This window comes from Botrimarina colliarenosi, assembly GCF_007859955.1.
GTDB lineage: Bacteria > Planctomycetota > Planctomycetia > Pirellulales > Lacipirellulaceae > Botrimarina > Botrimarina colliarenosi.
Map to the genome: position 1 here is coordinate 102,904 of NZ_SJPR01000005.1, position 13,747 is coordinate 116,650.

General features: G+C 67.1%; 13 protein-coding genes. 9 read left to right on the forward strand and 4 right to left on the reverse strand.

Going from position 1 to position 13,747, the window contains the following annotated elements; all coding sequences use genetic code 11:
- Positions 1-45 precede the first annotated feature (45 nt).
- From Pla108_RS16645 to Pla108_RS16675, 7 genes are all read left to right on the forward strand, one after another.
- Positions 46-744, forward strand: coding sequence for a pirin family protein (locus tag Pla108_RS16645; protein WP_146446104.1), 699 nt, complete (start codon positions 46-48; stop codon positions 742-744).
- Between the two features lie 230 nt (positions 745-974).
- Positions 975-2,060, forward strand: a complete 1,086-nt coding sequence (locus tag Pla108_RS21045; protein ID WP_197526640.1) for a hypothetical protein — start codon at positions 975-977, stop codon at positions 2,058-2,060.
- Entirely contained in the window at positions 2,047-2,937 is an 891-nt protein-coding gene (gene fhcD / locus Pla108_RS16655) for a formylmethanofuran--tetrahydromethanopterin N-formyltransferase (protein ID WP_231934538.1), read from the forward strand. Before Pla108_RS21045 ends, fhcD begins: the two co-directional genes overlap by 14 nt.
- Before the next feature lie 230 nt (positions 2,938-3,167).
- Positions 3,168-3,659, forward strand: a complete 492-nt coding sequence (locus Pla108_RS16660) for a YiiD C-terminal domain-containing protein (RefSeq protein ID WP_146446105.1) — start codon at positions 3,168-3,170, stop codon at positions 3,657-3,659.
- A gap of 377 nt (positions 3,660-4,036) precedes the next feature.
- Positions 4,037-4,480: an Hsp20/alpha crystallin family protein gene (locus Pla108_RS16665; protein WP_146446106.1), complete on the forward strand. Its 444-nt coding sequence runs from the start codon at positions 4,037-4,039 to the stop codon at positions 4,478-4,480.
- Positions 4,481-4,738: 258 nt separating this feature from the next.
- The gene (locus Pla108_RS16670; protein ID WP_146446107.1) at positions 4,739-5,431 is read left to right on the forward strand and encodes a hypothetical protein; all 693 of its coding nucleotides are present in this window, start codon (positions 4,739-4,741) and stop codon (positions 5,429-5,431) included.
- 84 nt (positions 5,432-5,515) lie between these two features.
- A complete protein-coding gene (locus Pla108_RS16675; RefSeq protein WP_146446108.1) occupies positions 5,516-6,241 on the forward strand; it encodes a hypothetical protein in 726 nt (241 codons plus the stop codon).
- Between the two features lie 65 nt (positions 6,242-6,306).
- Here Pla108_RS16675 and Pla108_RS16680 read toward each other — a convergent pair whose 3' ends face one another.
- Positions 6,307-6,744, reverse strand: a complete 438-nt coding sequence (locus tag Pla108_RS16680; protein ID WP_146446109.1) for a hypothetical protein — start codon at positions 6,742-6,744, stop codon at positions 6,307-6,309.
- Positions 6,734-7,786, reverse strand: coding sequence for a DUF1559 domain-containing protein (locus Pla108_RS16685; protein WP_146446110.1), 1,053 nt, complete (start codon positions 7,784-7,786; stop codon positions 6,734-6,736). Before Pla108_RS16685 ends, Pla108_RS16680 begins: the two co-directional genes overlap by 11 nt.
- Before the next feature lie 238 nt (positions 7,787-8,024).
- Here Pla108_RS16685 and Pla108_RS16690 point away from each other — a divergent pair, with 238 nt between their 5' ends.
- Positions 8,025-9,329, forward strand: coding sequence for a hypothetical protein (locus Pla108_RS16690; protein ID WP_146446111.1), 1,305 nt, complete (start codon positions 8,025-8,027; stop codon positions 9,327-9,329).
- 30 nt (positions 9,330-9,359) lie between these two features.
- Here the strand turns inward: Pla108_RS16690 and Pla108_RS16695 are convergent, their stop codons facing one another.
- Entirely contained in the window at positions 9,360-9,761 is a 402-nt protein-coding gene (locus tag Pla108_RS16695) for a fluoride efflux transporter FluC (RefSeq protein ID WP_146446112.1), read from the reverse strand.
- Between the two features lie 295 nt (positions 9,762-10,056).
- Here Pla108_RS16695 and Pla108_RS16700 point away from each other — a divergent pair, with 295 nt between their 5' ends.
- Positions 10,057-12,693 (forward strand): hypothetical protein, encoded by a 2,637-nt coding sequence (locus Pla108_RS16700; RefSeq protein WP_146446113.1) that lies wholly within the window; start codon positions 10,057-10,059, stop codon positions 12,691-12,693.
- A gap of 195 nt (positions 12,694-12,888) precedes the next feature.
- Here Pla108_RS16700 and Pla108_RS16705 read toward each other — a convergent pair whose 3' ends face one another.
- Positions 12,889-13,677: a creatininase family protein gene (locus tag Pla108_RS16705; protein WP_197526641.1), complete on the reverse strand. Its 789-nt coding sequence runs from the start codon at positions 13,675-13,677 to the stop codon at positions 12,889-12,891.
- Positions 13,678-13,747: the final 70 nt, after the last annotated feature.

Consider the following 13,747-nt stretch of genomic DNA (forward strand, 5'->3'; position numbering starts at 1 on the left):
AAGCGGCGTCAATTGTTTGTTCCAACAAATATTTGGGAGCGTACGATGATCCGCCACCGCCAAGCGTCCGACCGCGGCCACGCCGACCATGGCTGGCTCGACAGCCATCACACCTTCTCGTTCGCCGGCTACCACGACCCGGAGCACATGGGGTTCCGCGCGCTGCGCGTTGTGAATGACGACCGCGTCGCGGCGGGGCAGGGCTTTGGTTCGCACCCGCACCGTGACATGGAGATCCTTTCGTACGTGTTGGAAGGTCAGTTGGAGCACCGCGACAACCTCGGCAATGGCGCCGTCATCGGCCCCGGCGAGTTCCAACGGATCACCGCCGGCGCCGGCGTCGTCCATAGCGAGTTCAACCCGGCGGCGGACGCACCGGTCCATTTCTATCAGGTGTGGATCAAGCCGCGCGCCCACGGGCTGCCGGCCGGTTACGAAGAACTGCGCAGTGTGCCCGACCCGCGGGACCGCTTGGTGCTGGTCGCCTCGCCCGACGGGCGGGACGGTTCGTTGACGATCCAGCAAGACGCCGAGGTTTGGCTCGGTCGACTCGATGCGGGCGTCGAAGTTGTCCACCCCATCGAGCCGGGGCGGGGCGTCTGGGTGCAGGTGCTCAGCGGCGCCGCAACGGTTGGCGGGATCGACGCGGCGGAGGGGGATGGTTTTGCCGTCGAGGACGAAACCTCGCTAGCGATTCACACGGCAGGGGAGGGCGCCCAGGTGCTGTTGTTTGATCTCCCGTGACGTCACTCCCGGCGCTGGCGCTTAGGGCTCCCGCCCCCGCTTTCGTGTGAACCATCGGAGGGGCGGGAGCCCTAAGCGCCAGCGCCGGGAGTTGTCGCGCAATCGCTCCGTCATTTTTTGACAAGTCCACCACATTCCGCCAAACTCACCCGCGGAACAGACCTGGGCAGGCGAGCCGGCGGCTTCGAAGCCGACCGTGACTCGTCCGCCCCTACCCCGCGGAGGCTGAGATGTCACAGAAGTGGTGGCTATCGGGCGTCTTGTTGGTGGCGGTGGGACTCGTGGGCGTGCTGGCGGAGCGATCGCGCTCCCAGGAAGCAGCGGAGAACGACGCCCCTCGTGGAGAATTAAGAGGGGAGTTCGGCGGCGGCTTTGGCGGTGGTGGAGGTGAGTACGGCGGCGGAGGTTTTGGCGGCCGAGGTGGCGGGTTCGCCGAAGGAGGGGGGCGTGGCGGTTACGGCGGCGAGCTCGGGGGACGCGGAGGGCGAGAGGAGGCGAAGCCGGCCGCTGCCGAGCCGCCGGCGAATCCTCGCCTCTGGGTGAACGAAGACCCCGAGGGGACCGAGCGGCTGTGCCAACTGCTGCGGAACGAGGTCGTCTCGTCGCTGGTTTTCCCCGACGGCACGCCGCTCGAAGAGATTCTGACGTACCTGAGCGACGAACACGACGTGACGATCCAGATCGATCACGTCGCGTTCGACGAAATGGGTATGGGCCCCGATGAACCGGTCTCGATCAACGTCAGCAACGTCCGGCTCAGTCAGGCGATGCGGCTGATGCTCGAGCCGCTCGAATTGACGTGCCTTGTTGATAACGGTTTGCTGCTCGTCACAACGGAGGAGGCCGCATTAGCCAAGCTGCCGATCGCCATCTATGACGTCCGCGACCTCTTGTTGCGGGGAGACTACGACGGGCTCATCGAGCCGATTACCGCGACGGTCGCTAGCGATACATGGGCCGAGAATGGTGGTGGCGAGGCGGAAATTCGCCCCTACCCGCAACGAGGCTCACTCGTCGTCGCGCAGTCGATGGCGGTGCACGCCGAGTTGTTTGCCCTGCTTGCCTCGATGCGATCGATCCCCGTCGATCCGGCCGCGAAGCCCTTGCCAAAAACCCCCCACGCACCCGGTGGCGGGGGGGGCTGCTACGGCGGCGAGCACGAGGCGCGAAACGAGCCGACGCCTGCGGACTCGCAGGAATCGGCGCGAGAGGTTCGGGGCGGTCGTGTTGGAGGCCGTGCGGTTCGATCGGACCCAGTTGACGACCCATTTGCTGGTGGCTCGACTCAGGCGGATGAACCCTTTGGCAACTTCTGACCGTATGGCCAACGGAGCGGCAGTTGTCGTCGACGCCAACGCCGAGGCCTTCGCCGCTCGGTACGCGCGACTCCTCATCACCGCGGCGGACGAGCACTGGCTCGCCGCCGCGGTGACTTCGTTGTGTGGTTATGGGGCGAGCGTGATCGGCTGTGATTGTGAGATCGCGGTCGAGCGTTCGCTTGCTGCGGACGAAACTCCCGATGGCCGGCCTGGCGCGGCGGTGCTCGCCTTTGGCTTTCGCGCCGAAGCGCTCGGCAAGGCGGTCGCCAACCGGGCGGGGCAGACGCTGCTGACCTGTCCGACGGCCGCGGTCTTCGACGGATTGCCGGAAGCAAAGGATCGGGCGCCATTCGGTAACTACCTGCGTTACTTCGGCGACGGCTACGAGCGCCGCGATGGGAACACATGGACGCTGCCCGTGATGGAGGGGGAGGTTTCCTTTCCCGCCACGGTCGGCGTCGGCCACGGCGTGGCCGGCGGCGTGCTGCTATTGTGTGGTCGCGACCAAGCCGAAGCCCTCGCCGCCGCGCGGCGCGCGGCCGACGCGGTGCGCGACCTGCCGGGCGTCATCACGCCGTTCCCCGGCGGCGTCTGCCGGAGCGGCAGCAAGGTCGGCTCGCGCTACAAACGGCTCGTCGCTTCGACGAACGAGGCGTACTGCCCGACGCTCAAGGACGAGGTCGAAACCCAACTCCCCGCCGGGACCGGCTGCGTCTACGAGATCGTCGTAGACGGCGTCGACGAGGCGGCGGTCCGCGCCGCGATGCGGGCCGCCCTCCAGGCCGCGATGGCGGGCGACCTGCTGGCGATCACCGCCCCGAGTTACGGCGGCAAGCTCGGCAAGGTGGCCATCGCCCTCTCGGAGCTTCTCTAGCGAAAGGCGATGGTCACCGCAAAAATCCCCACCCGCCTCGTGGGGAGGCCACTTGCCCGGATAAGTGGGGGGAGGGGGAATAGGCGGCCGAGTCGCCGTGCGAATGTCATCACGACCCAGCGCCGCGGTGTGAGCCCCAACTCTCCGTGGCCGACTCCCCCGTGGCCGAAGACCGGAGGATGGACTAGCATCCGAAGCTCCGCCGACGCTTGCCGCCCCGATTGCTGCCGATGGATTCGCCACGAGGAGCCGCCGACCCCGCCGCCGAGCGGCGCCGCGCGCTTGAGACATTGCTGCGGACCGAGATCCCGCTTTCGGCGCAGATGGATGTCGCCGTCGATTCGATTACCGACGCCGGGCTGTGGCTCTCGATGCCGCTAGCCCCGAACCGCAACCCGCACCAGACCGCCTTCGCCGGCAGCCTGAACGCCCTCTGCACCCTAGCGGGATGGGCGATGACGCACCTGTTGCTCGAGCAAGTCGGCGAGGCGGGGTCGATTGTGATCCGCCGCAGCTCGATCAAGTACCACCTGCCTGTCGAGAGTCCACGGGTGGCGGCGTGCTGCCTCCCGCCGCGCGAGGCCGACTGGGACCACTTCGTCGAAATGCTCCCCGAGAAGGGGCAAGCCAAGCTCGACCTGGTCGTCGAAATCGCGGGCGACGCGGACGATCGTCCCGCCGTGCTCTTCGCCGGAAACTACGTGGTTACTGGCAAGAAATGACCGGCGCCTGCCGATTTGGCGTTTGGTTGGGCGGGCTTGGTCAATGGGGGTTGGCTTGCCGGGCGCCATTTTGGCGCCATCTTCTTTGAGTCGGCTGCGGCAGGATCGGCGTAAGTCGAATTATTGCAAGTGGTTGTGTCGCTCATGCGGCGATTGGCGCCAGTCTTGCATTTCTATTGATCGCCCCGCAAACGACCGTTGCGCGGCCCCAACGCTGCATGTCCCGATGCCAAATGAGAGTCGTCTCCGGCCGGAGATTTCGTTGTTCGCCGCTCGACGTGAGCGGCAGCCCTTAACCACCGTTGTCGACGATCCCGAAACGGGCGCTTTCGACCCCGAAACCGTCGTTGACGACACCGAAAAGGAAGAACCCCGCCATGACCAAGAACTCCCCCACCAACCGCTTGAACCAACTCCTTCCCGGCTCGCTCGCCGAGGTCGATTCGATGCTGAATCACCTTTTCACGGGGCCCGTCACATCGGCGGTCACTCGCGCGGCGTGGACCGCCCCCGCGTCGCTCTGGGAAGCGGATAATCGCCTCCACGTCGAACTCGACGTGCCGGGCGTGGCCCAGGACGCGGTCGAAGTGACCGTCGAGAACGGCCAGCTCGCCATCGTCGTGGAACGGACCCCCAGCGCCGAGCCGCCGACCTATCTCTACAACGAGCGTCGGTTCGGCAAGGTGACCCGCTCGCTCGATCTGCCCGACACGGTCGACCCCGAGTCGGTCGAGGCCGAGCTGAAGAACGGCGTGCTGCACGTCTCGATCGCCAAGCGTCCCGAGACCCAGCCGCGGAAGATCGAGGTCCGCGTTAGCTAGGAGCGGCGAGAGACACTGTTGACGGTTCAACGACAAGCCGCGTCGGGCGCCTGCCCGACGCGGCTTGTGTCGTTTCGTGGAGCGGATGTTAAGGCAAGTTGAAGATCGCGTGAATCTGTGCGGTCTTAACTCCTCCTTAACCCGCTCCTCGGTAGGGGGTTGGCATACTCGTCGGCTCAATACTGGGCCGCCTGCCGCGGTCCGACCTATCTTGAGCGGCCCGCCCCGGCGTGCCGCTGTCACTTTGGAGCGAGTCTAATGAGAAGCACCTTTGCGATTTCTTGCGCCGTTCTGGCGCTTACCGCCGCCACGTCGCACGGCGCCTTCGAACTGAAGGTTTCCGAGATCTGGATGGGCAATGAGCCCGGCAGCAACCTGACCGAGGACTGGATCGAAGTCACCAACTACGGCGACATGGCGTGGAACCTCGCCGACGGCGAACTGTACTACGACGACGACTCGGCCGACCCCGACGCCGCCGACTTGATGGCGGGCATCTCGACGATTGCCGCTGGCGAATCGGTCATCTTCGTCAATGGCAGCGCGACTGTTGGCGAAACGAATGTGACGGATTTCATGGCCGCTTGGGGCGCCGCCGCGACGGGTCTTCAGATTGGCACGTTCGATGGATCGGGCTTGGGGCAGGGGGGCGACGGCGCCACGCTGTTCGTCTCGAACGGTCAGCCGCTCCTCGACTTCACCAACGTCATCTCGGTCGACCTCCAGCTCTACCCGGACGCCAACGCCTTTGGCGGCCAGTCGTGGGACGTGGCGCTCCAGGCCTTCAGCACAGTCGGCAACGCCGCCGGCGCCGTCTCGTCAGCGCTGGCCAACGATGTCAACCAATTCGGCGTCGCCTCGCTTGGCAGCGTTGTCCCCGAGCCGACGGCGTTGGTTCTGGGCGCCTTTGCGTTGATCGCAGCGGCTTCGACTCGCCGCGCCGGTGCGTGAGCACAACGCCGGCCGCGCCCTGTTGTGGCGCGGCCGGCGTTTTCTTCTTCTGCCGACTCCGCTCCGAATCACAGCGAAAACTCGATGTCCCGCTCCTTGATTGCCGCTGTCATGTTGTCGCTTGCTGTCGCGGCCGAAGCCGCCAGCTTCCGCTTCGAGTCGACCGCCGACCCCGCCAACGGCCTGACGGCCGCGACGAAGTCGGACGGCGGGCTCGCCATGAGCTTCCAGGCCGCGCCGGCTGGCGCGGTCTTCGACGTGCGTACCAGCGGCCTCGGCCTCAACTCACGCGCCATCGCCGGCGTGTCGGACGGCGAGATCGACAAGTTCAACCGGCTGGGTGGTTCACTCGCTGGCCAATCCGAGACGCTGACGTTCTCGTTCGATAAGCCGGGCTTCATCACGTCGCTCGACTTCGACGGGGTCAAAGACGAGAGCTTTGAGTACTTTCGGCTCGAGACCCCGGGCGGCGAAGTCCTCTCGATCTTCGACTCGCAGATCGGTCTGCGTCTGGTTGATCTCTCGCTCATCACCGAGCCGAACGTCACGCTGCTGACCGAAGAAGGATCGCCCGACGACGACTTGTTCGACATCGCGATCCCGTTCGGCGCGGGCGAGGTCTTTACCCTCACGTACCGTGAGTACACACCCGACCCCACGAATTACCAGCCCGGCTTTTCGCCGCTGGTCCCGAATGGGGCGCGGTTCCAAGGCCTGACGGCGATCCTGGCGCCCGAGCCGGCGAGCGCCTTGTCGTGCCTGTTCGCCGGTGTCGCCATTGGGTCGATCAAGAGCCGCGGCCGCCGCTAAGGCGTCCGTCAAGAGCCGCGGCCGCCGCTAAGGCGTCCGTAACGCGGACCAAATCGAGTCACGGGTCAATCGGCGCCTTCGCCGAAGCGCCGGATGTCGTCGGTCGTCAGCGCGATGTCGATGACGTTCTCTTGCCCGGCGGCGACCGTCTGTTGGCGGGGAAACTGCACCCGGCTCGCGCCGCGAAGTTGCTGCTTGGCGGCGTCGGAACCGGTGCTCAGGATGGTCACCCAGTGGTTGGCGACGACCGCGCCGTCGTTCGACCCGTAGGTGCTGACAACGTAGGTCCCATCGGCGCCCACATCGGCGAATCCCGGCTTACCCGCCTTGACGCCACCGCCTGAGACGGGCGCGAACATCAGCCGGCCGCCCGAGAGGGGCTGGCCATCCACGGTGACGGCGCCGCGGACCGGCGCCATCTCGTAGTCGTGGCCGGGGCCGCACGCGCAGACCCCGAGGGCGACGGAGCCGACCAGCGCCATCCGCAAATGCCTAAAGCTCACTAAAGATCTCTCCGTCACGACGGTCGCCGAGGAGCTGAAACACTCTCAGGTCGAGGTCCTCGGTGAGAAAATGGACCGAGCCGTCGACGAAACCGAATTGGGCGCCGCCGGGGTGCCAGCTGTAAGAGCAGTCGTCCGAACCCGAACCACCGGGGAGCTGACTGATTACTTCCTCGGAGAGCGGGAACTGCAAGGAACTGCTGAGCCGGCAATTGATGACGTCGCGCGTCTTGAAGAGCACGGCGCCGTCCTCATAGAAAGCGCCGGCCCAGGTCGGGAAGCTCGAAACATCGACAAAATAGGCCGACTCGCCGGTGGCGATCGTCTTGCTCGTGCCGTCGGTCACGTCGGTGAGGCGGATCCGACTGGTCGATCGCTTCTCAATCCGGTCATTCAGCTGGCCATCGCCGTTGTAGTCGGCTGTCAGGCATTCATTCGTACTGAGCATCTCCTCGACGCGGAGGAAGATGCCGTTGTCGCAGTACCCGCGCGAACCCTTGTAGTGGATCGTGCCGGCGTTGTAACGAGGGTCTTTGCCGGCGGCGCCAGGGGCGAAGTACGAGGTCTCAGGCATCCGCTCGGGCAGGCTGACCGAGGGGCAGAGGAACCCCGGCACGATGGTGTCGGTGCCCGGGATTGTCTCGACGCCGGCGAGCGCCGCTTGAACATAAATGCCGGGCTTCCAGGGGTCGCCGTCGTGCGACGTGATGCCGTTGTTCACGAGTTGGTCGTAGGAAGCCTGTTCCTCCATCGAGGGGAGGATCTTCGTCGGCCACGCGAGGCCGTCTTCGGGATGCTCCTCGGGGTTGCTCGCATTCGCGGCCCCGTAAAGACCGCGTGGGAACTCGCCAATGGTGTCGTGCGTGTTGAGCAACGCGAGGCCGAGCTGCTTGACGTTGTTCGCGCACTGGGTCCGCCGCGCCGCTTCCCGCGCCGCCTGCACCGCCGGGAGCAGCAAGGCGACGAGGATCCCGATGATGGCGATCACCACCAGGAGTTCAACGAGGGTAAAGCCTCGGCGGATCGCGGTTGATTGTCGCATCGTGCAGGGCTCGAGGACCGGTGAATCATCAACGTGTCGGATGACGGACCGCCGAGCGTAGGCGACGCGCTAGGGGTAGCCAACCGCTTTCGCCAACTCTTAACCAAGGCTTAACGAAAAACACCCCGAACCCTCACACAGCCTCCCTACGCTCTCGGATCTCGATGGTCGGCCGGACGGAAAGTTAGGCGGCGACCCGCACGAATTGACACAGCATCACCGAAGCGACGGACTAAAAATGGGCGGATTTGCGGCTGTTCGCGGGCTGATTGCCGGCTTTGTTCTCTCGGCGGCGACCCCCGTGGTCGCGGAGCTGTACATCAACGAGATTTTCTACGGAATCGGCAACAACGGCTTCGAAGCCCGCGATGAGTTCATCGAGCTGCGCGGGGCGCCGGGGATGCCGCTCGACAATTATTTCTTGTTGTTTATCGAGAGCGAAGACAACGCGACACACACTGGCGGCGCGGGCAAGATCGACAACATCTTCGATTTGACCGGCGTCACGATGGGCAGCAATGGCTTCCTTGCGATCCGCCAGGGGGGCGACGGTATTGGCTCGGGCCCGAGCCAATACAGCGTCGTGCCTGGGGCGACCGACCTGATCAACACCGGGACCGGCCCGGGCTATGGCTCCGGCGCGACGAGCACGATCGGCGCCGAAGACGACTTCAATGAAGGCGTGATCGAAAACGGCGGTTTTACCGCGATGCTGATCCGCAACCTGGGCGATCCCGTCACAAACCGGCCGACCATCGCGTTCGACCTTGACGTAGGTAACGACGGTCTGGACGTCCCCACGGGCCGTGAGGGTTGGGAGATCCTCGACGCCATCGGGATCCACTCCGAGCCGCGTGAGGCGGTCTTCGGAAGGACCTACGCTCCGATTACCTTCGGCTTCGAAGCGATCGGCGATCGGGTCGTCATCCCGGGCGCGGGGCTTGCGACGGCGAACCCAGGCCTCGAGCCGGGCGGCGAGTACGTCGGCCTGAAGTATGAGATTGAGTACATCGCCCGTTGGGGCAACTCCACCGGGCAGACGGCCGCCGACTGGCACATCTCGAACCTGACCGACAACCCGGGCTCGGGATCCGAAGGGGCGCCGCTCGACTGGCGGCAGTCGTTCACCGGCGAGCACGGCGACCTCGCCAGCAACGACGACAGCGTCCCCCCGTCGCAGCCGACAACGGCTCAAGGGAAGCTCGAATCGAACCAGTCCGTTCCCTATGGCACGAAACTGCTCACGAACATCGGCGGGCCCAACTACCTGACCGGCGACTACAACCACGACGGCTATGTCGATGCGGCCGACTACACCGTTTGGCGTGACACGTCCGGGGAAACCGGTACGGAGTCGGCTCACCCCGACGCCGACCACAACCACGACTTCATGGTGAACGGCGACGACTACACGATCTGGTCCGGCGCCTACGGCGCGCCGAACGGCTCGGCCCCGGCGCCGACGGCCGCGGTCCCTGAACCCGCTGCGCTCGCCCTATTGGCAGCGGGTTGGCTTGGCGGGGTTGCCCGCAAGCGTGGCTAATCACCACGGCGGCCCTTCTTTCTGGCTCCCTTAGCCGATGGGCCACCACTGACGCGACAGCGCTAGCCCGGCGGCGGCCGCCACCAGGCCGAGCGTCACATTGAGCCCCACGTTCGCGACCGCCAGGAGCGGCTCGCCCGCGTCGAGGTGGCGGATGGTCTGGTAGCCGAACGTCGAGAACGTCGTCAGCCCGCCGAGCAGGCCGACGGTCGCTGCGGCGTGCCAGGCGCCTCCCCCGCGAGAGATCGGCGCCCACGCGTCGTGCATGAGCAGGCCCAGCACGAAGCAGCCGGTGACATTCACCAGCAGGGTGGCGACGCCAAACTTGTCGCCCCACAGGCCGGCGCAGACGACGCCTACGCCGTACCGCATCGTGGCGCCCAACGCGCCGCCGGCGGCGATCGCCGCGAGTCGGATCCAAGATTCGCTCATCGGCGGGTTCCCGTTTCTTGGCGCCTAGGCAGGAAAGTGGATCTCCCCTCAGGGGGGTCGCTTTGTTGGGATCGACCGGCTGGCGCCGCGTAGTCCGATTGATCCGTTCACCCCGGGTATTTTACCGGTTCGGTTTCCCTTCGCCCCCTCATCCATGCAGTGCAAGCTACCGAAACTACCCAGGGAGCGTGTTTTGCGCAAGGCGTTCCTTCGCATGAGGTGCGCGGAGTTGACGTGGAAACGACGGACGAGCCGCCCCACACCGGGCGGTGGTTAGCTGCAGGAGGCAGCGGCGATGGAAAATCGGCGATTAGAAACGGCGCCCGTATGGCTGGTCGCATTAGCGGCTGCGGCTCTGGGCATGAGCTGGGCAGTGACACGCCAGTGGTCCGCGCCCCAGGAACGCGCCGAGGCCGACCAGCCGAGCCGAACCACGGCGCCGTTGCGCTGGCCACTCGCCGAGTTGCGGCCGCTCCGCAGGGCGGAGCTCTCCGCGATTCAGACCACCACGGCGCCGACGCTGCTGGGTGAAGCGCCTGTCGTGCGGGTCGATCCCCCCACGTTCGAACCGCTGTTCGGGTACGACCTCGTCCGCTCGGTCTCGGCGGCGCCGCTCGCGACGGCTCCCCTCGGCTTGCAGGCAGCCGAGGCGTTGACCCCGACAGCCGAGACCGCCCCGGCCGGTTACGCCAACCGCGTCATCGTGCTGGTCCCGGCGGCGCCGCAGTGGCGTGCCGGCGATGGCGGGCGCTATGTGGTGGGCGTGGGCGTCCGTCGTGACTGGTCGCTTGGATCGCTCGACACGATCGCCGCAGCGCGTTCGCTGGGCCGCGCCATCGCCCGGCCGGTCGAGGCGGCACAGCCGCTCTTCCGGGTCGCCCAGGCCCGGCTCTTCGGCGAGCCGCTCCGCGGACCGCTGGTGGCGGACCGGATCAAGCCGAAGCCGACGATCGCGGCCGTGGCGCCGCGCCTCGCCGGGCCGCTCCGTCCTCCGGTGACGCGCCCCGTCGCCGTAACGCCGCGTACGGTCGCCGCCGCGCCAACGATCGTGTCGTACCTTGATCGTGCGGACTTGGGTGGCGCGTTCCCCGTGCCGATGTCGCTGGGCGACCAGCTCGACCGTGTCGCCGCCGAGCCGGGCCACGCCCCCTGGTCGTGGGCGGTCGCCTACCGGCTGCGGACGTTGGCGGGCGCCCGGGTCGACGACCTCTCGGCCCACCGCACGCTGCGGACCCTCTCCGAAGCGGCCGACGAAGCGTTCGCGCTCGCCGAGCAGTCGGGCGACGCCCCCGAGGCGACCGAGTTGCGTCGCGCCGGCTACGCGCTGACACGCCGGTTGGCGATGTGGCGGGCCGAGCAGGCGCAAACGATCGCCGCGATGCAGCGGCCGGGGGGGATCGACCCCTTGGCCGGCGCGCGGTGGGCGATGTCACAGCGCGGGCTGGGGCTCGCCCCCGGGATGATGCTGGCCGATATCGAGCGGGTTGAGGCCCAGCCCGTTCGCTTGCGGGTCGCCCGTCGGATCGAGCAGTACGAGCAGGCGCCGAGCACGCGGCTCGCTCAACTGCTGGCGACCGACGCCGCGCGACTCGGCGCCGAAGCCGACGCCGAGAGCCGCGCCGTTGGCCAGGCGCTCGATGGCGCCTACCGCAACGCGAACGTCCGTGTCGCTATCGCCGCCGAGTTGGTCGAGCGGATGGTGCCGCAGCCCGAGCCGGTGACCTCGCCCATCCGCGACCGCATCGCCGGCACGCCGATCACGGGCCGCTCGACTACCGAGACCGCTCTGAGCGTGCAGTTGGTCGAGGACCCGTCGGCGTGGCGGATCGGCCTGGAGGCGCGGGGCATGGTGGTGTCGCAGACCTACTCGCACGGCGGGCCGGCGACGCTGGGCGCCCGCGGCGCGACGTCGTTCCTAGCCAAGAAGCTCGTTGTGTTGACGCCCGAGGGTTTGCAGGCGGCCCCGTCGGTCGCCGACGTTCACACCGAATCGCAGCGGCTGGTGAGCCTGTCGACCGACTACGACCGCGTCCCGCTGGTCGGCAACTACGTCCGCTCAGCGGCCCGCACCGAGTACGGCCGCGTCCGGCGTCGCGCCCAAGCCGAGACCCAGGTGAAGGTCGAGCGACAAGTCATCAAGACGCTCGACGAGCGGGTGACGCCGCGGCTGGTCGACGCCGAGCTGCGGTTTGCCGACGAGGTCGTTGGCCGGGCAAGCAGCCTGGGGCTTACGATCGAGCCGCTCGAGCTCCGCACAACCGACCGCCGGTTGATCTCGCGGCTTCGGGTCGCCAACGGCGCCCAACTGGCGGCCCACACGCCCCGGATGCGCGCCCCGTCCGACAGCTGGTTGAGCGTGCAGCTGCATGAGTCGACGTTCAACAACGCGTTGGAAGGCCTCGGCCTCGCCGGCGAGACGATGACGCCGGCCGAACTGCGTGAGCGGATCGTGACGCGGCTCCGCCTGCCCGAGCGGCAAGCCGAGCCGGCCGAGGACGCCGTCCTCCGCTTCGCGGCCACCGACCCGGTGCGGATCGAATTCGCGGATGGACGCGCTCACCTGACGCTCTCGTTCGCCGAGATCGCGGTCCGCGGCCGCCGTCACGCCGACTTCAAGGTGCACGCCTTCTACCGGCCCGAGGTGCATGGCCTCACCGCCGAGTTGGTGCAGGACGGCGCCCCGCACATCGAGGGACGGATGCGGAACGCTTCGCGGATGCACCTGCACGGCGTCATGGGCAAGGTGCTCGGCGAGAACCGTCGGCTCGCGGTGGTGCGACTCACCGCCGACTCCCCCGAGCGGCTCAGCGCCGCGCTGGTCGGCCTCGCCACTAACCAGCTGGTGATCGAAGACGGCTGGCTCGGCCTGGCGATTGGTCCCGAGCGGGTGACGAATCGCGTGGCGGTGCAGGTCGGCGGCTACGTGCGGTAGAAGAGAGAAGAGAGAAGAGAGAAGAGAGAAGAGAGAAGAGAGGAGTATGTCCCCCTCCCTCGCAGGGAGGGGCTAGGGGAGGGTGAAACGTCTCGGCACAGGAAAGTCCTCCTGTGCTGAACACGCCGACCCTCCCCTGACCCCTCCCTGAAAGGGAGGGGGAGAAAGACGCGTTTACCCGACGGCCGAGTCGTCTCAACCGAGACAGTCCCTACCCAAGTAAGGCAAGTCCCCCGGTTCCGCCGCCGAGAGGTCGCCGATCACCCGAGCCAGCGCGTCGACGACCGCTTCGAAGCAGCGAACGCCTTTCTCCGCGGTCGCTTTCGACGGATCACCGCTCCCGGTGTCGGGATGGCAGAGCGACCAGGGACGCGGCGTCCACACTCCGGGCTGGCCGAGACCCTCGATAGCGAACGGAAGCCGGGCGCCCTCCCCTGCCTCGTCGAGTTCGACCAACTCGGGGTGCGTGTGCAGCAGCAGGCTGGTCTCGCTTTCGTCGGCATGGTCGCCGGCGACTTCAAAGACTTCGTCACGCACGGCTGGCGCCATAGCGAACGTATCCGCGACGACGATCAGGACGCCAAACTCGGGCTGGAGATCGCGGACCAGGGGTTTGAACTGGTTTCCCCCGTGAGCGTTGACGATCACCAGCCGGTCAATCGCTTGAACGGCGAGAGAGCGGACGACGTCACGCAGCAGCGCTAGCGCCGTGGTGGTCGTGAGACTGATCGTGCAAACCTGATCGAGTTGCTGCTCGTCGTTGCCGTACGGGATCGTCGGCAGCACCACCGCCGCGGCGCCCGCGGCGACCGCGCGCTCGGTCGCCGCCTCGGCGAACCCGGTAGCGAGCAGCACGTCGGTCCCGTATGGCAGGTGGAGGTTGTGCGCCTCGGTAGCCCCCCAGGGTAAAACCGCCACCCGCGGCGGCCGCTCCCGCAGCCGGCGGTAGTTGGTTTCGAGGAGCACGTGCTCACGGATCGGCATGGCGAATCGGGGGATGGAACCGCAGAGGCGCGGGCGGAAAGACAACCGCCTCGAGGCGCCGGAAGGGCCA